Origin of the sequence: Viridibacillus arvi (assembly GCF_001274945.1) — a bacterium.
In the GTDB taxonomy this organism is placed as follows: Bacteria; Bacillota; Bacilli; order Bacillales_A; family Planococcaceae; genus Viridibacillus; species Viridibacillus arvi.
This window is the reverse complement of sequence record NZ_LILB01000005.1, coordinates 459,634-480,608: the sequence shown is the minus strand read 5'-3', so window position 1 is coordinate 480,608 and position 20,975 is coordinate 459,634. Positions and strand designations below refer to the sequence as shown.

Sequence of the window (20,975 nt, the reverse complement as noted above, 5' to 3'; positions counted from 1 at the left end):
GCTCTTTTCATATTATTGATGTTGATCGGTACTGTTGGTAGCTTGTTTATTATCATTACTAGTGTCATCGTTAGTTCCACTCGTATCGACTTCTTCTTGATCTTCATCAGGTTTTATTCCATCGTTATTATCTACAGGTGGTGTACCTGTACCGTTATCAGGATTGTTATTACCATTATCACCTTCATTAGGTTCCTCTGGTTCTACAGGTACTTCAGGCACTTCAGGTTGCTCATTTTCATCAGGAGGTGTTACTTCCTCTTCAGGAGGTGCAGCCTGTATCTGAATAGATGTTGAAGCTGCCTCACTCTTCTCATCATCTGCAATTGCTCTTACATAGAAGACATATGTTTTACCATCCTGAGGTGTGCCATATGTGTACGTCTTTTCACTAGTTTGAGTTAGTTTTTGTTCACCACCGTTATCTACCGACACTGAAACTTCAAAGCTAACACTCTTATCTTTAGGTTCTTTATGTGCCCAAGTTAAGTTAATTGCATTGGCTTCTCCGTCGAATGTTGCTTTTAAGTCAGTAGGAGCATCTAACTTCTCAACTTCTTCTACAGGAGCAGTTTTTGTAGGGAGTGTTCCTTTAACGAATAATTCAGTTGACGTTCTATCTGCTGGTGTACTTGAACTTGCTAATTGTAACGGTTTCGAACCTTTCACAATTTTAGCTTCCACAACTGAATTTGGTTTCTTGAAGTTAGGCGTTGTTGTATTCGCTGAAATTTGACTCATTACAGTTTTAAATAATCTTTGTGGTAATAAACGCTCATCACTTGTAGTAATTGGATCTTTTCGGTTTGTATAGCCACTCCATACAGAAATAGAATACTTACTTGAATATCCTGCGAACCAAGAATCTGGAACTGCCGATTCAGGTAGATTATATTTTTGGAATTCATCTGCACCGTAGTTTGTCGTACCTGTTTTACCGGCAATATCTAAGCCTGGAATAGCTGCTGCAGTTCCAGATGCACCGTATTTTGGACCAAGTACATCACGTAGCATATCAGTAACCATATATGCAGTGTAATCATTCATAGCAGGTGTTGGATCTGGTGTATATGATTTTGCGGTTTTACCATCTCGATAGACAATTTTCTTTATTGAGTGTGGTGTAGTATAAATACCGTTATTCCCAAACGCTGCATATGCTCCTGCCATTTCTATTGGAGATAAGCTGATTTTACCACCACCGATTGCATCAGATTCATAAATTTCGTCTGCTTCAATACCTAGATTATTAATAAATTTCTTCGTTTTTTCTACACCCACTTCTTTAAAAAGTTTTACAGCAGGTACGTTACGAGAATTATAAAGGGCTTCGCGAAGAGTCATATCACCTTTATATAAATTATCAAAGTTATTAATTTGTTTAGAAGTACCCGTGTAGAACATTTTTTCGTCGGTAATAGTTTGTCCTGTCGAGTATTTTAAGTTTTCAATAGCAGGACCATAATCCATAATTGGTTTCATAGTCGAACCTGGTTGGTTTTTAATAGCTTCAGCATAGTTTAAACCGCGTTCAGGTCCATAATTACGGCCACCTCCGATAGCTACAATCGCACCAGTTTCAGTGTCAACTACTGCCATCCCTGATTGAATCTCTTTTGTAGGGAATATATCTGAATTCATAGTAGATTCAACAACTTTTTGAGCAGAAGAATCTAATGTCGTATAGACGTTAATACCTTCTTCTAACGACTTGCCATCCCCATTTTCAGCTAGCTCTTTTAAGACTACATCGATAAACGCATCGTATTTTGACGTTGAGACTGTTTTACGTTTGTTTTCAGGTAATAGTCCAACTTCAACATCGACTTTTTTTGCTTCTTCCATTTGTTCTTTTGTTATCTTTTTGTGTTGATACATTAAACCTAAAACGGTATTACGACGTTTTTCAGCATTTTCTGGATATTTGAACGGATTATACGCGTTCGGTAGCTGTGACATACCCGCTAGAAGAGCCATTTCTTCTAATTTTAGATCTTTTAACTCTTTCCCATAGAAGTACTTTGAGGCAGTTCCGTATCCATAAATACGGCCGGACATTAATACTTTGTTAAAGTACATTTCGAAGATCTCTTCTTTAGTGTACTCACGCTCTAATTGGATAGCTAGATAAGCTTCTTGTGCTTTACGCTTAAGCGTTTTTTCATTTTGTAAAAATGAGTTTTTAATAACTTGTTGTGTTAATGTACTCGCACCCTGTGCACCAAAGCCGTGTCGTAAATTGGCTAAAATAGCACCGCCAAGGCGATAAAAGTCAATTCCGTGGTGACTAAAGAATCGAACATCTTCCGTCGCCAATATAGCATCTCTCATATCTTTAGGAATGTCTTCATAAGCTACATGTTCCCGCTTTTCTAAGCCCATCGTATAAAAGACTTTTCCGTCAGAATCATAGAATTTAGATGATACTGGATCCTTTAGTAACTCTTCATCTAAGTCAGGTGCTGTAGCTGCATAATATGCAAATAGGCCAGCTCCTGCAATAAATAGAACAATACCTACGGATACTATTGCTATTAAAAGACGTTTAAGCCAAACTTTCATTGGTTTTTTTTGCTTTTTTTGTTGTTCTCGTAATTTTCTTCTTTGTCCCCGAGAATTAATTTCTTGCCCCATTAAATTCTCCTCACTTTCTAACAAACATTCAAAATTTATGGCAGCATCTTACGTACTGCTTGTAAATAATCGATACGTGGACTATAAGTTGGTGTTACTTCAATTGCTTGTTCCTCAAATTCTACTAAAGAAATTGATTTGCGACCACCTGTTAGCATTCTAGTCCAAGCATTTTGCAGCATTTCTAAAGGTACTACAAAATAACGTTCCATGGAAGAGAAACGTATTAATAGAAAACAAATACCTCGCTGCTTTGCAACAACTGTCATATGTTCAACCTGATGTGGATGCACGTTTTTTAAAGGGAAAGATGTTTTACTTTCCGTTTCCTTGGCGTCAAAGTCGATGTGGTAACCTTCATATATACCATTGTAGTCCGTCGTAGAAGGTGTTCTAAAATATGCTTCCCGTATAACAGCAGCACTTCTTGAAGGATACTCTACTTTGACGATTTGTATCGGAACAGGTTTCTTATGAATGACTGCTATTTGTCGTTGTAAATAAAAATCATTTGCTTCATCAATTTCATCTTCTAAAGTTTTGCCCCGATTGCTATAGGAATAATCCTTAATACTTCTTTTTTTTACTTCAGAAGTTGGTGGAGTATACTTTTTTCCGTTTGGATAGCGAATTGCCATTTGACCACCTCATCAACAATAATAATAACATATTTTTATGAACAAAAATTATAGCAGAAATGACAGAGATTTTTTCTATTTATATCGAACTCGCACTTGTTTTGTCTTGTGGAAAGGATTATTTCAATTTATAAGGAAATCATAACGCTAGGAGGCGATTATGATGCAAAGAATATCTCATTTACTTACTCAACTTGAATTGATCGATCAGTTACTACAAACACAAATGTCTGTGGAACGTCACACCGGAATTCAAAAACATATGAATGACATTGCAACAGTTCAACACCGCCTAAGCAATCTCGAAAAACTATCTAAAGGAATATTTGTTCGTGCATAAGTAGTTTCTTTTACGATATTTTGATACACTGAATTTATATGAATACTTAATATGAAAATGAAAATGGAGGTGTGTATAAATGCTATTATCTACCACAGAAAAATTATTAGAAGAATGTGATGCATGTTGGCAACGATTTTTACGTATGAGAGAAGAAGACACATCTCCGGATTTCTTTCTTGAAGTGAAGCCGCATGCTGATACTTGGCATGCTATATTAGTAACTTGGCAGTCAGAGTCTGAGAAATGGATACTATTAAATAGACCTAAATATATGCACAAAACACAAATTGATAATGCGCTAGATGCGATGGATCAATTTGTGGTGCAGTCTTTTTATAAAACAACGAGTAAAAAACGATTTTATCAATCAATACAATCGGTGAAATTTACATTAGAGACTTTTTTACGCTATTTGCGTGAGGATGGTGAACAACATGTTGCAGAAAAAAACGATTGATGAGCTTTTAGCAGAGTGGCAACAGTATCCGGAAATGATGGAGAGAATTGAGCACCAACATACAATTGATGCAATGCCAGCAAAGCTCGTTCCTTTTCCCGACAAATTACACCCTTCTTTAGTAAAAGCTTTACAAAAGCGTGGTATTAGTCAGCTTTACTCGCATCAAAGACAAGCATTCGATTATGCGACTACTGGGCAATCTTTTACGGCCGTCACACCAACTGCCTCTGGAAAATCCCTCTGCTATCATTTACCCGTTTTACAAGCTGTTTTAGAAAATAAAACCTCACGTGCCCTGTATCTATTCCCAACCAAAGCTCTTGCACAAGATCAAAAAAGTGATTTGAATGAGTTGATAGAGCAAAGTGGAGAGGAAGTTCTAAGCTACACATATGATGGAGATACTTCACCTGGCATTCGACAGAAGGTTCGTAAGGCTGGTCATATTGTTATGACTAATCCCGATATGTTACATTCAGGGATTTTACCTCATCATACGAAATGGGTTTCGCTATTTGAAAATTTGCAGTATATTGTCCTGGATGAGTTGCATACATATAAAGGAGTATTTGGAAGTCATGTTGCTCATGTTATCCGACGTTTGCAACGTATTTGCCGTTTTTACGGAAGTAATCCCATCTTTATATGTACATCAGCGACAATCAAAAATCCGAAAGAGCTGGCAGAGACTTTAACGAATACAACACACCAACTAATTTCTGATAATGGTGCACCTGTAGGAAAAAAAACATTCTTATTTTATAATCCACCAATTATTCATCCAACTTTCGGTGTTCGAAGAAGTGCTATTTTAGAAGTGAGAGATTTAGCTAGAAAATTATATGAAGCACAAATTCAAACAATTATATTTGCTAAAAGTCGTGTGCGAGTAGAAATGCTTGTTACGTATATGAAGGAATTGACGAAAAAGAAAATCCAAGATGAATCGATTCGAGGTTATCGAGGAGGATATCTACCTTCAGAGCGAAGGTTAATTGAAAAAGGTTTGCGTGATGGCACCATTCAAACAGTTGTGAGTACGAACGCATTAGAACTCGGAGTTGATATTGGTCAATTACAAGCTTGTATTATGACCGGATACCCTGGAAATATTGCGAGTGCATGGCAACAAGCAGGGCGTGCTGGTAGAAGGCAAGATGCAGCGCTAATTATTTATGTGGCACAATCTACAGCATTGGATCAATATATTATAAATCATCCAAATTATTTATTAGGGAGTTCTCCAGAAGAAGCCCGTATTTATCCAGACAATATGCTCATTTTAATGGATCATTTAAAATGTGCTTCTTTTGAGTTGCCTTTTAAAACGACAGATATGTACGGAGAGTTCGAGATTCAAGAGTTATTGGAATACTTACAGCAAGAAGGCGTTCTTATAAAAACGTCTGAGCAGTGGCATTGGATGAGTGATAGTTTCCCAGCGCACGAAATTAGTTTGCGATCAGCATCGCAAGAAAATGTCGTCATCATTGATCAGTCTATTCCTGCAAACACTCGTGTGATTGGGGAAATGGATCGATATAGCGCACTTACATTACTTCATGAAGAAGCTATATATTTACATCAAGGTGTGCAGTTCCAGGTAGAAAAACTTGATTGGGAAGAAAAGAAAGCTTATGTCCGTGAAGTAGATGTTGATTATTTTACAGATGCCAACCTAGCTGTTGAATTAAAAGTTATGAGTGAAGATAAGCAAAAGCATCTCGGCCAAGCAGAAGCAGCATTTGGTGATGTTATGATATTGGCTACTGCAACTATATTTAAGAAAATTAGATTTGATTCACATGATAATATCGGCTCTGGCCCAATACATCTACCACCTGAAGAACTTCATACAAGTTCTACTTGGTTATCATTTGAGCAGCCTGTTAACTGGACAGAAGATGATTTAACAAGTGCTATGACAGGTGTGGCGTTTGCGATGAACAGTTTTATTCCATTATTCATTCAAAGTGACCGAAGTGATGTCCATGTCATCCCTCAAGTGAAGGCGGTGCATTCAGAGAAACCAACATTCTTTGTTTATGATCGTTACCCGGGTGGTATTGGATTGAGCGAAAGAGTGTATGATATTTGGGAACCTCTTATTCAGCATGTGTTTGAACATGTTGATGCATGTCCGTGTCAAAATGGTTGTCCTTCTTGTATTGGGGCGCAAGATATAAGTGATAAAGGTAAAAAACAAGTATTGAATTTTTTGAAATCATTTCTATTAGAAGAGTTGGATGATTAATATGTCGTATGAAAATAAAATACTTCAAATGAAAAAACTATTAAAGAAAAATAATACACAACATGTAATAGAAAAAGAACCAATTCTAAAGCCGGACGTTCCTAATTATGCTGGGATATGGCAAGATGCTGGTTTAAAGATGATAGAAAATGATTTTGGTGTAGTCTTTTTATTAGAGAAACATTATCCTCTTGATTATAAACACGGGGCTATTTATCTAAGGGAGTTGTATGATGCTTTTGAAAAGTGGCAACATACACAAAACTCCCACCCTATATCTTTAACGGACGCTAATAATCTTATATTCTACGATACAGAAACAACAGGATTAAAGGGTGTAGGTACGCATATCTTCTTGAATGGTTTGCTTGAGGAGTCCGAAGATGGCTTTACATTAAAGCAATATGTACTAGCAGATCCGAGTAATGAGGTTGCATTTTTGTTTGAATCGAAATTTTGGCAAGGCAGGAAAACTATTATTACGTATAATGGTAAAAGTTTCGATTGGCCACAGTTACAAACTCGCTGGACATTAAACAAAAAAGACTTACCACCATTAAAAGAGCATGATCATCTAGATTTATTTCATGGCTCAAAACGTATTTGGAAAAATGACATTGCACGTATGAAACTTACTCAAGTAGAAGAAGAAAAATTAGGCTTCACTCGTCTTGACGATGTGCCGGGTTATTTAGCGCCGATTATTTATTTGGACGCGGTCAAAAGTGGACAGCCGGATGCCTTACTAAAAGTACTTAAACATAATGAATGGGATTTATTATCATTATTGACGTTGTATGTACAGGCGACCAATTTACTTTGTGAAGATATTGCAGAAGAATCAGCTACAACGTATACGAACATTGGTAAATGGTATGCTGATTTAAGAGAAATAGATCGTAGTGAGGAACTTTTACAACAAGTAACGAATCAATATACGAGTGAAGAAGCTGCCAATGCGTATTTCCACCTTGGCTTTCAGCAAAAAAAACAACAGAATTATATAGAAGCACGAAAGTCATTTCAGCAAGCCTTGCCGTATTTACAAGGAAGACAGCAAATTATTGCGCTCATTGAGCTAGCGAAAATTTTTGAACACCGTGATAAAAACTATGAGTTTGCACTAGCAATGACAAAGCAAGCATTGAAGCTTGTAACCGAAAGCTCACTGTGGACTAAGGACTCTAAATCTTTAAGACTTGCGGATATACAAAAACGGAAAAATCGGCTTGAAAGAAAGAAATAATTTCCTGGGAAATCACAGTTTTCGACAAAATACGTTAGGAAATGGCTGTAAGTAAGCATTGTCTTTAAGAAATATGCTATACTAAGAACACTTATGTTGCGATGGAAGGGCGATGTATATGGATACAAAATTAACAGCAAAAAAGATTTTAGATAAAGATTTTAAAACTGGTTTAAGAGGTTATAGTCAAGATGATGTAGACCAATTTTTAGATGAAATTATTCAAGATTATGAGAACTTTGAAAAAATTCTAGCTAAGAAGCAAGAAGAGATTAACATGTTGAAACAAGAACTTGAGGCTGCTCAAAATGCTAAGCGCCACTCACCAGCACAAGTTCAAACACAGCAACCACAACATACTGCTAATACAAATTTTGATATTTTGAAAAGAATTTCAAACTTGGAAAAACATGTTTTCGGAGATAAACTATACGACTGAATATAGGTCTTTAGTTATATTGGGTTATATATGTTTTTATATTATAATAAAAAACATCATCATGAATTTTCGGGTAATCGCTGCAATGCTTGACATTGTCGAGGAAAGTCCATGCTCGCACGGTTCTGAGATGACCGTAGTGTTCGTGCTTAGTGAATAAATAAGCTAAGGCAGTCTTTTGGCTGACGGCGGGAGGAAAACCTAAGTCCTTTATAGGATATGGTTGAAACTCTCTGAAAGTGCCACAGTGACGAAGCTGGTGCGGAAACGTAACAGGTGGAACGAGGTAAACCCCACGAGTGAGAAACCCAAATTATGGTAGGGGCACTCTCCTGAAGGAAATGAATGGATGGAGAGACGTGAATGCTTGCATCTCACGTAGATAGATGATTACTACCCGGTTGTACGAGATGAAAATCGTTTGAGTACTCGGGCACAAAACATGGCTTATTGAACTTTCAATGATGTTTAAACATGAACAGTCAGGCTCTCCAGTTCCTGGAGGGCCTTTCTTTTGGGAATATGGTGAAGAATATGGAAAAAATATCTATAAAAGAGATTATTAACCAAAACACTATTTCTAGCTATTCTGATGAATTAATACAAAAAGTATTTGAAACAATTTCTGAAGGAATCATGATAACTGATCCAAAAAAGAAAATAATAAATGTGAATCCAGCTTTTGAGTTTGTTACGGGCTACAAAAAAGAAGAAGTTGTTGGACATAGCCCTGCTATCTTACAATCAGGCATTCATGACAGTGATTTTTATAAAAGCATGTGGAACGAGCTATACTCAAAAGGTGAATGGCAAGGTGAGATATGGAATCGCCGTAAAACCGGTGATGCCTATCCAGAATGGCTATCAATCATGGAAGTTCGTAATAAGCAAGGTGAAGTTACGAATTATTGCGGTGTTTTCTCCGACCTCACAGAACAAAAGGGCGTTGAAGACGAGCTTGAAAAACGTGCAATGACCGATTCATTAACAGGTGTTTCAAATAGATTTGCCTATACTGAGCGCATGAGAGTTTTACTAGAATCATCCTCTACACGCTCATATCAACATGCTGTTTTATTTTTAGATTTAGATCGCTTTAAGCAAATTAATGATACACTTGGTCATGCAGTTGGTGACTATTTGTTAGTGGAAGTAGTAAAAAGGATTCAATCACTATTGAAAAATAAAGATATTTTAGCTAGATATGGCGGTGATGAATTTGTTATTACATTAACAAATATCCATCATCCTAGAGAAGCTGTACATTTGGCTGAAATGATTATCCAATTATTGGAGCAACCTTTTGCGGTTGAAGACCAGAATTTATATGTGTCCACTAGTATAGGAATTAGCATTTATCCGCATGATGGAGATGATACGGAAGTATTATTAACCAAAGCTGATAAGGCAATGTATTTTGCAAAGCAAAATGGAAGAGGTCAATTTTCTTTTTATTTTGACGAACTACAAACAGATAGCAAACGTGTATTGCTCCTAGATAATGAATTACGAAAAGCTATAGAAAATGACAGCTTCGAATTACATTATCAACCGAAAGTTTCCGTTACAACAGGTGCAATTGTAGGAGTAGAAGCTTTAGTACGCTGGCATAATGAAAAGTTAGGCTTCGTCTCACCAGGAGAATTTATCCCCTATGCGGAGGAAACAGGTTTAATTATTCCGATTAGTGAATGTATTATTAATCGTGCTTGCCAGGACTATTTAAAATTAAAATCACTAAATATAAAAAATATGCCTATAGCATTGAATATATCGAGTATTCACTTTCACCAAAGTAATTTCATTGAATCTATTATGCAAATATTGGAAAAAAATAATTGCCCTGCGCATTATTTTGAAATTGAGCTAACAGAGCGCACGGTTATGAACAGTGAAAAAGAAACTATTCGAAAACTAGTACTCTTAAAGCAATTAGGTTTTAAACTTTCAATAGATGATTTTGGGACAGGCTATTCTTCTCTTAGCTATTTAGTGCAGTTTCCATTAAATTATTTAAAAATTGATCGTAGTTTTATACAACATATATGTTCGTTAGATGATAAACAAGCAGTAGTAGATGCCATTATTCAAATGGCGCATCGTTTACATATGAAGGTAATTGCTGAGGGAGTAGAGCAAAGAGAACAGGTTCAGCTATTACGTAAAATGGGCTGTGATATGATCCAAGGATACTATTACTCAAAGCCATTACCTTTAGATGAATTTACCGAGTTCCTAGAATTTTGGGAATTAGAACAGTTAGAAGGGAAATAACAATGACAACATTTCGATTAGTAGCAACCGCAGCAATGGGGTTAGAAGGAATTGTCGCACAAGAGCTTCAGGACCTAGGATTTGAAACAACAACAGAAAACGGGAAAGTTTACTTTGAAGGTGACGAGAAAGCAATTGCAAAAACCAATCTTTGGTTACGCGTAGCGGACCGAGTGAAAATTATTGCAGGTGAGTTTCCGGCTCGCACATTTGATGAATTGTTTGAGGGAGTAAAGGCGATCAATTGGGAGAAATTCTTACCAGTAGATGCAGAATTCCCTGTAACAGGTAAATCCGTTAAATCAAAATTATTCAGTGTACCTGATTGTCAAGCAATTACAAAAAAGGCAATCGTTGAACGTATGAAATACCACTATAAACGTTTAGGTTTCTTAGAAGAAACTGGACCAAAATTTAAAATTGAAATTTCAATTTTAAAAGATGTGGCTACACTTACAATTGACACTAGTGGAGCAGGCCTACACAAACGTGGGTATAGACTAGATCAAGGTGAAGCACCACTAAAAGAAACGTTAGCAGCAGCGCTTGTCCAAATCTCTAAATGGAATCCAAATCGTCCCTTCGTAGATCCTTTCTGTGGTTCAGGTACAATTGCACTTGAAGCGGCAATGATTGGCCAAAATATGGCTCCTGGTTACAACCGTGAGTTCATTTCTGAAGCATGGCCTTGGATGAAACAACAAATTTGGGATGATATTCGTATGGAAGCAGAAGACCTTGCCAACTACGATCAGCCGTTAGAAATCATTGGCTCAGACATTGACCATCGTATGGTTCAAATTGCAAAAAATAATGCTGTTGAAGCAGGTTTTGCGGACTTGATTACTTGGAAACAAATGCAAGTAAAGGACTTTACTACATTATCAACTGATGGCGTAATGATTGGTAACCCTCCTTATGGTGAACGTATTGGTGATATAGAAATGGTAGAACAAATGATCCGTGAGATGGGCGACAATATGGCGAAATATCCATCTTGGTCAGTCTACATGCTATCATCAATGGAAAACTTTGAAACACTTTACGGCAGAAAAGCGACAAAAAAACGCAAATTATTCAACGGATTCATCAGAACGGATTTTTATCAATTCTGGGGTCAACGTACACCGAGAAACTAAATATTAAATGGAATGGGATATCCCATTCCATTTTTTAGGTTTGATTTTGGATAAAAGCAAACTCGTATCTAAAGATTACCCCTATGTAGTAGCACTAGATGTTCAATAGCATATAATATAGAAGGTGCAGATGAGTTTTTCTGTGCTTTTTGTTTTATGCATAAACCAACAAGAAGCCAACTTATATAAATTAATAGAGGTTAAACAGGTTTTGGCTATTAATATTTACATATATGTGTAAGATTAAATATGAATGATTATTTAAAATAACAAACAAAGGAGGAGTTTAATGAATAGATTTAGAGAATTATGGTCACAAATTTGGTTTAAAAAGGTGATAGCGATACTTGTATTTATTATTGTAGTATTTTTAACTAAACCGATTTGGAACATAGTTCTATTAACGTTTATTTTGGGTTATATATTTTACTTAGTAGAACAATGGCTTTATCGTAAAATAAATCCCAAAATACCGATAACTGAAAAAATGTTGTCGATGACATTGTATTTACTGGCTCTAATAGCAATTGTTTTAGCTTCTGTTAAATATGTGCCGGCAATTATTAAGCAATGCCAAATACTATTAAAGCAAATAAGCTCTTTCAATGTTGAAACCTTAATTGGTGACAAGTATCCTCAGATAACATCTCTTTTAGAAAACCTCAATCTTCCAAACTATCTGTCTTCTGCTAGTGAATGGACATTTACTTCTGTGATTAGTTTCAGTGAATACGGTATTCAGTTTGTATTAGCTTTACTATTAAGCTTTTTCTTTAACGTAGAACGTGTTGAAATTAAGAAGTTTATGAATCGTTTAGAAAAAAGTGGTATTTCATGGTTAATTGAGATTTACGCTTATTATGGTAAGAATTTCGTTAATTCATTTGGGAAAGTTCTTCAAGTTCAGATTGTAATTTCAATCATCAATTCATTACTTTCCATGATAATGTTGTACATTATGGGTTTTGATAACCTATTGATTTTAGGGATAATGATATTTGTACTAGGATTGATACCAGTAGCAGGGGTTATTATTTCATTCATTCCATTAAGCATATTAGCTTTCCAATTAGGCGGTATAACACATGTACTGTTGCTTGTAGTTATGGTTCTTATCATTCATGCGCTTGAAAGTTATATATTGAACCCTAAATTAATGAGTTCAAAAACGAATTTACCGGTATTTTTAACATTTGTGACATTGATTGTATCTGAGAAAATAATGGGGTTATGGGGGTTGCTTATCGGTATCCCACTTCTGATGTTCTTCTTGGAAATTATCAAATTACCATCTGAAGAGAATTTAAAGCAAGAGAAAGATTCAGAAGAGTTTAAAAAAGAATGACAGTCTTTAAATAATATAGAGCAACTGTCATTTTACCTCTTTTTTTATTGGTATAGTGGGTGGGTGTAGATATATTTTCTGAAACATGGCTATTCGCCAATTTACTGATTACAGGAAACATCTTGGTTAATTTGTTGAATCATTGTACGAATTTGATGGTAAGTCCTATGATTCAACAATTCGAATTATCACATTACTATTGGAACTACACTGTATTAGCAAATAACGTGCATATAGCAAGCTTTTCTATGCTAGGAATGTTAATAGACCGACTTCAAATAAAACACGCTACAGGCGATTTATATGAGCGCAAATTTCATATACATTTAACAGAGTATCTTCTATTATATAAAGTGCACCAATTACGGTGTGTTTAATTTCCTTTTTTCTGGGTAACACTACGAAAGCCGTGATATGACCACAAATTGAACATATAAACTGAAAAAAAATTAAATCATATACATGCATTTAACAAGGTAGTTAAGAATAATGCTATAATAGCAAAGGTTTCAATTACCGTTTAGTTGTAAATAATTTTATTTTCGTTGACGTACGAGGGGGAACAAGATGAGACAAGCAATACCATTTGCTCTATCAAAAGAAAAATCATTCTTCGACTCGTTGGGTGATTGGATGGGCGATATGCTTTATGATGAATTACCTGAAAAGGGTCTAGAATGTCGTGATGAGCAAATCTTTATGGCTTATCAAATTGAAAAAGTTTTACGCGAAAAATCAGTGCTATTTGCTGAAGCAGGTGTAGGTACAGGGAAAACCATCGCATACTTATTACCAGCTATTTCTTATGCTCGTTATACTGGACGTCCAGCATTGATTGCATGTGCAGACGAAACTTTAATCGACCAGCTCGTTAAAGATGGTGGCGATATTCATAAATTACAGCAATATCTTGATTTAAATATTGATGTGCGTTTAGCAAAATCACGTGATCAATACTTATGTTTAAAACGCTTTGAAGAGGCTGAAAAGTTTCATGACGGCGAATATATAGATGATATCGTAGAAACGATACCAGATGGCGTCTTTGGCCAGGGAACATTATCTTTATATGGTCAACGTAGTGACTATCCAAATGTTAGCGATGCTGATTGGCAAAAGGTCAACTACAACTCGATTCAACAATGCTCGGTTTGCGATCTTCGCAATCGCTGTGGGCAAACGCTACACCGTGCAGATTACCGCCAAGCAACGGATTTAATCATCTGTTCACAAGATTTCTTGATGGAGCATATTGCTACAAAAGAATCACGTGAGCGCGAAGGACAATTAGCACTTCTTCCTGAAGTATCTATGATTGTACTTGATGAAGGTCACTTACTTGAGTACGCAGCACAAAAAGCGATGACTTACAAAGTGCAAGATTATACAATAGTAAAACTTCTAGATATGTTAATGGTTGATGGTTTACGAGAAAAAACGCTTTATACAATGGAAAAATTACAAGATGGTCATGAATTATTCTTTGACCAGCTTCGTGATGATGTCATTGAATCGGATGAAGATCGTAAACGCATTAACAAATCTCCGCTGCTTCTAAAACTTGGTCAAAAAGTAATTGATACAGTGGAATCTTTACTTGAAGAGTTTGTTTTCGAATCAGAAATGTATGTCATTCCTGAATATGAGCTACGTATGGTTGAGGAGTTCTTAGAGCAATACGAAGCTGCAATGCGTATATTTATCGCGCAAGGAGATGCTGTAGACTGGTTAGAGGAAACAGATGGTGAAGAGACACTTGTCATCATGCCACGACTTATTACAGAAGTACTTGAAGAAAAATTGTTCTCGAAAAAAATACCTTATGTATTTTCTTCAGCAACTCTATCAATCAATAAAGACTTCTCATATATCGCAAACAGTTTAGGAATTAACAAATTCCAATCATTCTCTGTCTCTTCTCCATTTGAATATGAAGAAGTTATGAAGATTCAATTGCACAAAGTAGCTCAAGAAGAGAAACTTTCGTCAGTTGAGAAGTTATTACAAGATGACGAAAAAACATTAATCTTATTTAAATCAAAACAAGCAATGCAGAAATTTAAAGGACAATTAGCCGAAGAACTACGTGCAGATGTAGCGTTTGAAGGGGATCGTGAACTATCGTCTCTTATCCGTGATTTCCAAGCGGACGAAGTAAAAGTACTATGCTCATATCATTTATGGGAAGGCTTAGATTTACCTGAGGAATCATTAACGCGTGTGATAATTTTCGATTTACCTTTCCCACCAAATGATCCATTGTTTGATGCAAAACGTTCATTTGCTACTGATGCATTTGAAGAAGTTGATCTACCATTCATGCTGTTAAGATTACAGCAGGGTATGGGTCGATTAATCCGTACTTCAAAAGACCACGGAGACATTCATATTTTATTGAATGAAGAAGAATATAAACATAAAGAGAAAATACAACCTATTTTCGCAGTCGAAGCAACAGAAGTTTAATAAGGAAAAGCCAGTTCACAATATAGTGAGCTGGCTTTTTTCATGTGATAGGAATTATTAGCGCTTTTTATGATTATATGACGTGAATATTCTGCTAAATAACAAACAGTGGAGATAGCGCAACAAACAACCTGCTTAGCGCAACAAAGAGCCAAGATAGTGCAACAAACAACCTGCTTAGCGCAACAAAGAGCCAAGATAGCGCAACAAACAACCGGCTTAGCACAACAAAGAGCCAAGATAGCGCAACAAACAACCAAGTTAACACAACAAACAGCTAAGATAGTGCAACAAACAAATACTAAACAATACCTTTCAACTGATTTACTTCGGTATTCGTGATAAAATAGAAGGAACATAAGGGGGTAATAAAATGTCAGTAGAACAACGCTTTCTAAATTACATAAAAAAAATTGATAATTATGAAGAAGCTCTTTCAGTAATTTATTGGGATATGCGTACTGGAGCACCAAAAAAAGGGCTAGAGCAACGAGCGGAAGTAGTAGGAACGATTTCATCAGAACTTTTCCGTTTGCAAACATCAGATGAATTAGCTGAAATACTTCAAGAGCTTTCAACAAAAAAAGAAGAACTATCAGAAATTGTTCGTCGTTCATATGAAGAAACGCAAAAAGCTTTTGATTTAAATAAGAAAATCCCAGCAGACGAATACAAAGAATATGTTGTACTCCAATCAAAAGCAGAAGCTGTCTGGGAAAAAGCAAAAGATAAATCAGATTTTAGTCTATTCTTACCGTATTTAAAAGGTATTATTGAAGCGCAACAAAAGTTTGTTACGTATTGGGGTATCAAGGACAATAATCCATACAACACATTATTGGACCAATATGAACCTGATATGACAACGGATATATTGGACCGCGTTTTTGGAGAGTTGAAGGAAACCATCGTCCCACTTGTTCAAAGAATTGTTGAATCAAACAATCAACCAGATACGAGCTTCATATTTGATTTCTTTCCAAAAGAAGGGCAAAAGGCAGCTTGTTTAGAAATTTTACAACAACTAGATTACGACTTTGAAGCAGGTCGTTTAGATGAAACAGTTCATCCGTTTATGATCGGATTAAACCGTGGTGATATTCGTGTAACTACAAAATATGACGAACACGATTTCCGATCTGCACTTCTTGGTACAGTGCATGAATGCGGACACGCTTTATATGAACAAAATATTATGCCGGAATTAGATGGTTTACCACTAAGTACAGGAACTTCAATGGGTATTCATGAATCTCAGTCATTGTTTTTCGAGAATTTTGTAGGACGCAATAAAAACTTTTGGTCTCACAATTTTGAGATGTTGAAAAAACACTCTCCGAAACAATTTGAAAATGTTTCATTAGAAATGTTTTTACGTGCGATTAACGCAGCACAACCTTCTTTAATTCGAATTGAAGCTGATGAATTAACATATCCACTTCATATTATGATTCGTTATGAAATTGAAAAAGAATTATTCAATGGAAACTTACAAGCAGAGGACTTACCAAAAGTATGGAATGCAAAATACGAAGAGTATTTAGGTATTACACCAGAAAATGATGCAGAAGGAATCTTACAAGATATGCATTGGTCTGGTGGTAGTTTCGGATATTTCCCATCTTATGCACTTGGTTTTATGTATGCAGCTCAATTTAAACATACGATGGATCAAGATATTCCAAACTTTGATGAACTTCTGGCAGAAGGTAACCTTACACCAATTCGCGAATGGTTAACAGAAAAAGTACATCAATATGGTGCACTTAAAAAACCTTTTGAACTATTAAATGGAGCTACAGGTGAAGGTTTAAATGCCAAATATTTAGCGGATTATTTAAGAGAAAAGTATACACGAATTTATAACTTGTAAAAGGTTCTAGACACCAAGCAATTCAATCTTGATAAAAGCCAAAGGGCGCTTATAATAAGCTGCTCTTTGGCTTTTGATTATCTATTATGATTATAATGCCCTGGATTTGGTATAGCACCAATTGTACTTACCCAACGATTTGTAAAATTAAAGAATCCAGCAATAAATGAAGCTTCCAAAATTTCGTGGTCGTTAAAGCCAGCTAAACGTAACAGGTCTACTTGTTGTTGTGTAGTCTCTTGAGGATAAGTAGTAACATTATATGCATAATCGCATAGAGCGCGTTGTTTCTTTGTTAATGTTGCAGAGCGATAGTTATAAGTGAGCTGGTCAACCCAAGTAGCATCTCCTGTTAAACCACGTAATGCATCACTGTGTGTTGTTAAACAATAAGCGCAGCAATTAGTAGAAGATACAACTAGTCCCATCATTTCCTTATCTATATTATTCAAATAGCATGTGTTTTCGTCAAACATAGTATTTTTGAAATCCAAAAAACCTTTATATTGTAGTGGATTTAATGGAAGTATTTTAAATAAATTATTGATAAAGCCCCAATTCTCTTGTTGAAAATCTACATGTTGGTCAAACTCTGTCTGTAATTCAACAGGAATATTCTTTTCATTAGGCGTTTGTAAATATGATAGTTGTTCGGGATATTTTGTCATAATAATAACACTCCTTTAATTTATTGGAAAAATCAAATTATTCAATATCTATAACTTTACAACTTTTGGAGTTGAAATAACAGTCCCCAAACAATTGAAGGTTCATCAGAAATTTTATAGTTTAAGATTTATACTTTCTGACAAGGGTAAAAGATATAAGCTAACCCTCTTAGTAGATATTTGGTATTATATGCATTAACATTCAATTAAATTAGAAAATATAAGTAGGGTAATTTTGAAACTATTGTAATAGACTTTTAATCTCTCAATTCGCTTAAAAATGATAAAATATTAATAGAGATATTTTGAGGACATTGCTAGAATTCGACAGCTATTTTTTTGTAGCTTCCAGCTTCCTTAATATGATTAAAAGGGGGAAGAGAATATGAGTTTTAAGAAAAGGCAAATTATCGGATTTGGTTTAATCTTGCTTTTTTTAATCGTTTTATTATCAATAATGGTATTTACCTTAAATAAATTAAAAACAAATATGACTGAAATTGTAGAGGATCGTTATTATAAAGTTCAAACTGTGATGGATATCCGTCAGTTATTTTCACGATCAGATAGAGAAATTTTATATGTAGCAATTGATGCAGATGAGAAGGATATTGACACAAGTTTGCAAACGATTAATGACAATCACGCATCTATATCAGAAAATATTATTAAATTATCCACTATTGCAAATCAAACACAGTCACAGCAACTATTAAAAAAATTAGATAAGCAATATACATCATATACCGATACAGAGTCTAAAATCATTCAACTGATTAAGGCAAACGGTTCGAGTGCAGAATTAAATGAATTGATGGAAGAACAAAGAACTAAGAGATTAGAAGTGTTATCTACACTTGATGAATTTAAAGAATATCAAGAGGGTATTATGATTGATACGTTGAAAAGTTCTCAACAAACGTACAATGATATGATTAAATTTACTATATTTGCTGTGTTCTTTAGTATTCTGGTTATTTCTACCATACTTAGTTGGATGATTAGAAGTACGTCCAAGGAGCTTCAATCTATTACAAAAGTGATTCAAAAGATAAATTTTAAAAATTTATCTGCTATTCCTAGAATCACGATTCAGACAAAAGATGAAATTGGAGAAATTGCTAGTTCATTCAATGAAATGGCCGGATCATTAGAAGAGTATAATCAGAAAGAAAAAGATTTCACTCAAAAAATTAGTGAACAGAACTGGATGCAAACAGGTCTTGCAGAAATTGCAACGATGTATCAACGTATAGTGGATATAGAAGAGTTAGGTAAACGATTGATTACAAGACTAGCACCTATGGTCGGCGCATCCTTCGGTGTATTTTATATCCGCCGTGGTCAAGGAGAAGATACACGTTTTGTTAAAACTGCTTCCTACGCTGGTGAAGGCAATGATGCTGGTAGAAGCGAGTTTCAAATTGGTGAAGGTTTAATTGGACAATGTGCCATAGAAAAAAAATCACAGATTATCACTGATATACCAGATAATTATCAATTGATTACAACTGGATTAGGTAATGTAAATCCTAAAAGTATTATTATAATGCCAGTTATTTTTGAAGATGAAGTCGTAGGTATATTGGAAATGGCAAGTATAGTACCGTTCACTAGCCTTCAGCAAAACTTCTTACAACGTGTTTTAGAGACACTTGGTATAACTATTAATAGTGTGCAAGGTCGAATGGAGATTGAGCGATTATTAAAAGAATCACAAGCTCAAACAGAGGAGCTTCAAGCTCAGTCAGAAGAATTGCAATCGCAGTCCGAAGAGTTACAAGCACAATCAGAAGAATTGCAATCTCAAGCAGAAGAATTACGAATGATCAATGAACAGTTATCTGAGAGAACACACGATGCTGAAGAAAAATCTCGGGAGCTTGAAGAAGCAAAAATCAACCTAGAGGAACACGCTGAAGAACTAAGAAAAAGTTCAAAATACAAATCAGAATTTATGGCCAATATGTCGCATGAATTAAGAACACCATTAAATAGTATTTTAATTTTATCTGAAATGTTGGAAACCCCAGATGATAACAGCTTGGATGAGGAAAAACAAGAGTTTGCGCGAATCATCCACTCATCAGGACAAGACCTATTGAAATTAATCAATGATATATTGGATTTATCAAAAGTTGAAGTTGGAAAATTAAAAGTCCAATTTGATGAAATGAATATGAGTGAAGTTCCAGAGTTGCTACATCAAAACTTTGATCATGTAGCACTTAAAAAGGGTTTGAATTTTACCGTTGAAAAGGATGAAAATGTAACAAATATATTCTTTACTGACCAACAGCGTTTTCAACAGATTCTGAAAAACTTATTATCCAATGCCTTTAAATTTACGCATGAAGGTACTATTTCAGTTCATATTAAAAATGCTGAAAAGGAAAATATTAAGAAGTTGGCACATACCGAAATTACGGACGAATGGGTTGAAATTAGTGTAATAGATACCGGAATAGGTATTTCTAATGAAAAACAAAAAATAATTTTTGACGCATTTCAACAAGGTGATGGAGCAACAGAGAGAAAATATGGCGGGACTGGCTTAGGCTTATCTATTAGCCAAGAATTCGCTAAATTACTTGGAGGGTGGGTTTTTGTCGATAGTGAAGAAGGCAAAGGTAGTAACTTTACTTTATTATTACCAAATTTACCCAGTGGCATCGACTTACCTTTAGATGAAGAAGTGGACTCTTCAGTGTTAACTGTAGCAACAAGTGAAAATGTAGTTACAGAAAAAATAGAACCAGATCAAGTAAATCAGGAAATACAACAACTAACACAAGCGAACAAAAATATGTTATCAAATAAAACGGTACTTATTGTGGATGATGACCATCGAAATATCTTTGCTCTAAGAAATGCTCTAGAATCTCAAGGGATGGAGATTATTTCAGCTGAAAATGGATTCGAATGTTTAGAAATTCTAAAAGAAAATAATTCTGTAGATGCTGTATTAATGGATATAATGATGCCTGTTATGGATGGTTATGAAACTATGCGCAATATTCGTAGCCAAGAAATTTATCAAGAGCTTCCAATTATCGCTCTTACTGCAAAAGCGATGAAAGGCGATAGAGAAAAATGCTTAAAAGCCGGTGCATCAGATTACATCAGTAAGCCATTGAAAATAGATCAGTTATTATCTGTTCTTCGTGTATGGTTGGCTAAGTAATTAATCGAACAG

15 protein-coding genes and 1 other RNA gene are annotated in these 20,975 nt (G+C 35.3%); 13 read left to right on the top strand and 3 right to left on the bottom strand.

The genetic code is table 11. The annotated features are described in order from the left end of the window. Positions 1 to 12: 12 nt before the first annotated feature. Positions 13 to 2,634 (bottom strand): transglycosylase domain-containing protein, encoded by a 2,622-nt coding sequence (locus tag AMD00_RS11540; protein WP_053417217.1) that lies wholly within the window; start codon positions 2,632 to 2,634, stop codon positions 13 to 15. A 35-nt stretch (positions 2,635 to 2,669) separates the two neighbouring features. After that, positions 2,670 to 3,272, bottom strand: coding sequence for a Holliday junction resolvase RecU (recU, locus tag AMD00_RS11535; protein ID WP_053417216.1), 603 nt, complete (start codon positions 3,270 to 3,272; stop codon positions 2,670 to 2,672). Between the two features lie 160 nt (positions 3,273 to 3,432). Here recU and AMD00_RS23245 point away from each other — a divergent pair, with 160 nt between their 5' ends. The 12 genes from AMD00_RS23245 (at position 3,433) to AMD00_RS11485 (ending at position 17,111) form a co-directional block, all read left to right on the top strand. Then, a complete protein-coding gene (locus tag AMD00_RS23245; protein ID WP_157059239.1) occupies positions 3,433 to 3,612 on the top strand; it encodes a hypothetical protein in 180 nt (59 codons plus the stop codon). A gap of 79 nt (positions 3,613 to 3,691) precedes the next feature. Next, positions 3,692 to 4,072 (top strand): YppE family protein, encoded by a 381-nt coding sequence (locus AMD00_RS11530; RefSeq protein WP_053417215.1) that lies wholly within the window; start codon positions 3,692 to 3,694, stop codon positions 4,070 to 4,072. Next, positions 4,050 to 6,329 (top strand): DEAD/DEAH box helicase, encoded by a 2,280-nt coding sequence (locus AMD00_RS11525; protein ID WP_053417214.1) that lies wholly within the window; start codon positions 4,050 to 4,052, stop codon positions 6,327 to 6,329. The genes AMD00_RS11530 and AMD00_RS11525 overlap by 23 nt, the downstream gene beginning before the upstream one ends. A 28-nt stretch (positions 6,330 to 6,357) precedes the next feature. Then, a complete protein-coding gene (locus tag AMD00_RS11520) occupies positions 6,358 to 7,575 on the top strand; it encodes a ribonuclease H-like domain-containing protein (RefSeq protein ID WP_245639506.1) in 1,218 nt (405 codons plus the stop codon). Between the two features lie 112 nt (positions 7,576 to 7,687). Then, positions 7,688 to 8,014 carry a cell division regulator GpsB gene (gene gpsB / locus AMD00_RS11515; protein ID WP_053417213.1) on the top strand — a complete coding sequence of 109 codons (327 nt, stop codon included), beginning with the start codon at positions 7,688 to 7,690 and terminating at the stop codon, positions 8,012 to 8,014. 65 nt (positions 8,015 to 8,079) lie between these two features. After that, an RNA gene (rnpB, locus tag AMD00_RS22900) (RNase P RNA component class B) lies at positions 8,080 to 8,469 on the top strand. A 67-nt stretch (positions 8,470 to 8,536) separates the two neighbouring features. After that, positions 8,537 to 10,288 carry an EAL domain-containing protein gene (locus AMD00_RS11510; protein ID WP_083446214.1) on the top strand — a complete coding sequence of 584 codons (1,752 nt, stop codon included), beginning with the start codon at positions 8,537 to 8,539 and terminating at the stop codon, positions 10,286 to 10,288. Between the two features lie 2 nt (positions 10,289 to 10,290). Beyond that, positions 10,291 to 11,427, top strand: a complete 1,137-nt coding sequence (locus AMD00_RS11505) for a THUMP domain-containing class I SAM-dependent RNA methyltransferase (protein ID WP_053417212.1) — start codon at positions 10,291 to 10,293, stop codon at positions 11,425 to 11,427. Between the two features lie 289 nt (positions 11,428 to 11,716). Next, positions 11,717 to 12,772: an AI-2E family transporter gene (locus tag AMD00_RS11500; protein WP_053417211.1), complete on the top strand. Its 1,056-nt coding sequence runs from the start codon at positions 11,717 to 11,719 to the stop codon at positions 12,770 to 12,772. A gap of 567 nt (positions 12,773 to 13,339) precedes the next feature. After that, entirely contained in the window at positions 13,340 to 15,238 is a 1,899-nt protein-coding gene (locus AMD00_RS11495; RefSeq protein ID WP_053417210.1) for an ATP-dependent DNA helicase, read from the top strand. 159 nt (positions 15,239 to 15,397) lie between these two features. Further along, positions 15,398 to 15,580: a hypothetical protein gene (locus AMD00_RS11490; protein WP_053417209.1), complete on the top strand. Its 183-nt coding sequence runs from the start codon at positions 15,398 to 15,400 to the stop codon at positions 15,578 to 15,580. A 31-nt stretch (positions 15,581 to 15,611) separates the two neighbouring features. Then, positions 15,612 to 17,111 carry a carboxypeptidase M32 gene (locus AMD00_RS11485; protein WP_053417208.1) on the top strand — a complete coding sequence of 500 codons (1,500 nt, stop codon included), beginning with the start codon at positions 15,612 to 15,614 and terminating at the stop codon, positions 17,109 to 17,111. A gap of 77 nt (positions 17,112 to 17,188) precedes the next feature. On the opposite strand, the gene AMD00_RS11480 is transcribed toward AMD00_RS11485, so the two are convergent. Continuing rightward, on the bottom strand, positions 17,189 to 17,779 hold the full coding sequence (locus AMD00_RS11480) for a peroxidase-related enzyme (RefSeq protein WP_053417207.1): 591 nt from the start codon (positions 17,777 to 17,779) through the stop codon (positions 17,189 to 17,191). A gap of 385 nt (positions 17,780 to 18,164) precedes the next feature. Here AMD00_RS11480 and AMD00_RS11475 point away from each other — a divergent pair, with 385 nt between their 5' ends. Next, positions 18,165 to 20,963, top strand: coding sequence for a response regulator (locus AMD00_RS11475; RefSeq protein ID WP_053417206.1), 2,799 nt, complete (start codon positions 18,165 to 18,167; stop codon positions 20,961 to 20,963). The last annotated feature ends 12 nt before the right edge of the window (positions 20,964 to 20,975 follow it).

What these genes read in the sequence shown, in the direction of transcription:
- AMD00_RS11500 (WP_053417211.1), top strand. Translation starts at nt 11,717, where the DNA reads ATGAATAGATTTAGAGAATTATGGTCACAAATTTGGTTTAAAAAGGTG.
- AMD00_RS11525 (WP_053417214.1), top strand. Translation starts at nt 4,050, where the DNA reads ATGTTGCAGAAAAAAACGATTGATGAGCTTTTAGCAGAGTGGCAACAG.
- AMD00_RS11510 (WP_083446214.1), top strand. Translation starts at nt 8,537, where the DNA reads ATGGTGAAGAATATGGAAAAAATATCTATAAAAGAGATTATTAACCAA.
- AMD00_RS11485 (WP_053417208.1), top strand. Translation starts at nt 15,612, where the DNA reads ATGTCAGTAGAACAACGCTTTCTAAATTACATAAAAAAAATTGATAAT.
- AMD00_RS23245 (WP_157059239.1), top strand. Translation starts at nt 3,433, where the DNA reads ATGATGCAAAGAATATCTCATTTACTTACTCAACTTGAATTGATCGAT.
- gpsB (WP_053417213.1), top strand. Translation starts at nt 7,688, where the DNA reads ATGTATATGGATACAAAATTAACAGCAAAAAAGATTTTAGATAAAGAT.
- AMD00_RS11475 (WP_053417206.1), top strand. Translation starts at nt 18,165, where the DNA reads ATGAGTTTTAAGAAAAGGCAAATTATCGGATTTGGTTTAATCTTGCTT.
- AMD00_RS11540 (WP_053417217.1), bottom strand. Translation starts at nt 2,634, where the DNA reads ATGGGGCAAGAAATTAATTCTCGGGGACAAAGAAGAAAATTACGAGAA.
- recU (WP_053417216.1), bottom strand. Translation starts at nt 3,272, where the DNA reads ATGGCAATTCGCTATCCAAACGGAAAAAAGTATACTCCACCAACTTCT.
- AMD00_RS11505 (WP_053417212.1), top strand. Translation starts at nt 10,291, where the DNA reads ATGACAACATTTCGATTAGTAGCAACCGCAGCAATGGGGTTAGAAGGA.
- AMD00_RS11530 (WP_053417215.1), top strand. Translation starts at nt 3,692, where the DNA reads ATGCTATTATCTACCACAGAAAAATTATTAGAAGAATGTGATGCATGT.
- AMD00_RS11495 (WP_053417210.1), top strand. Translation starts at nt 13,340, where the DNA reads ATGAGACAAGCAATACCATTTGCTCTATCAAAAGAAAAATCATTCTTC.
- AMD00_RS11520 (WP_245639506.1), top strand. Translation starts at nt 6,358, where the DNA reads ATGAAAAAACTATTAAAGAAAAATAATACACAACATGTAATAGAAAAA.
- AMD00_RS11480 (WP_053417207.1), bottom strand. Translation starts at nt 17,779, where the DNA reads ATGACAAAATATCCCGAACAACTATCATATTTACAAACGCCTAATGAA.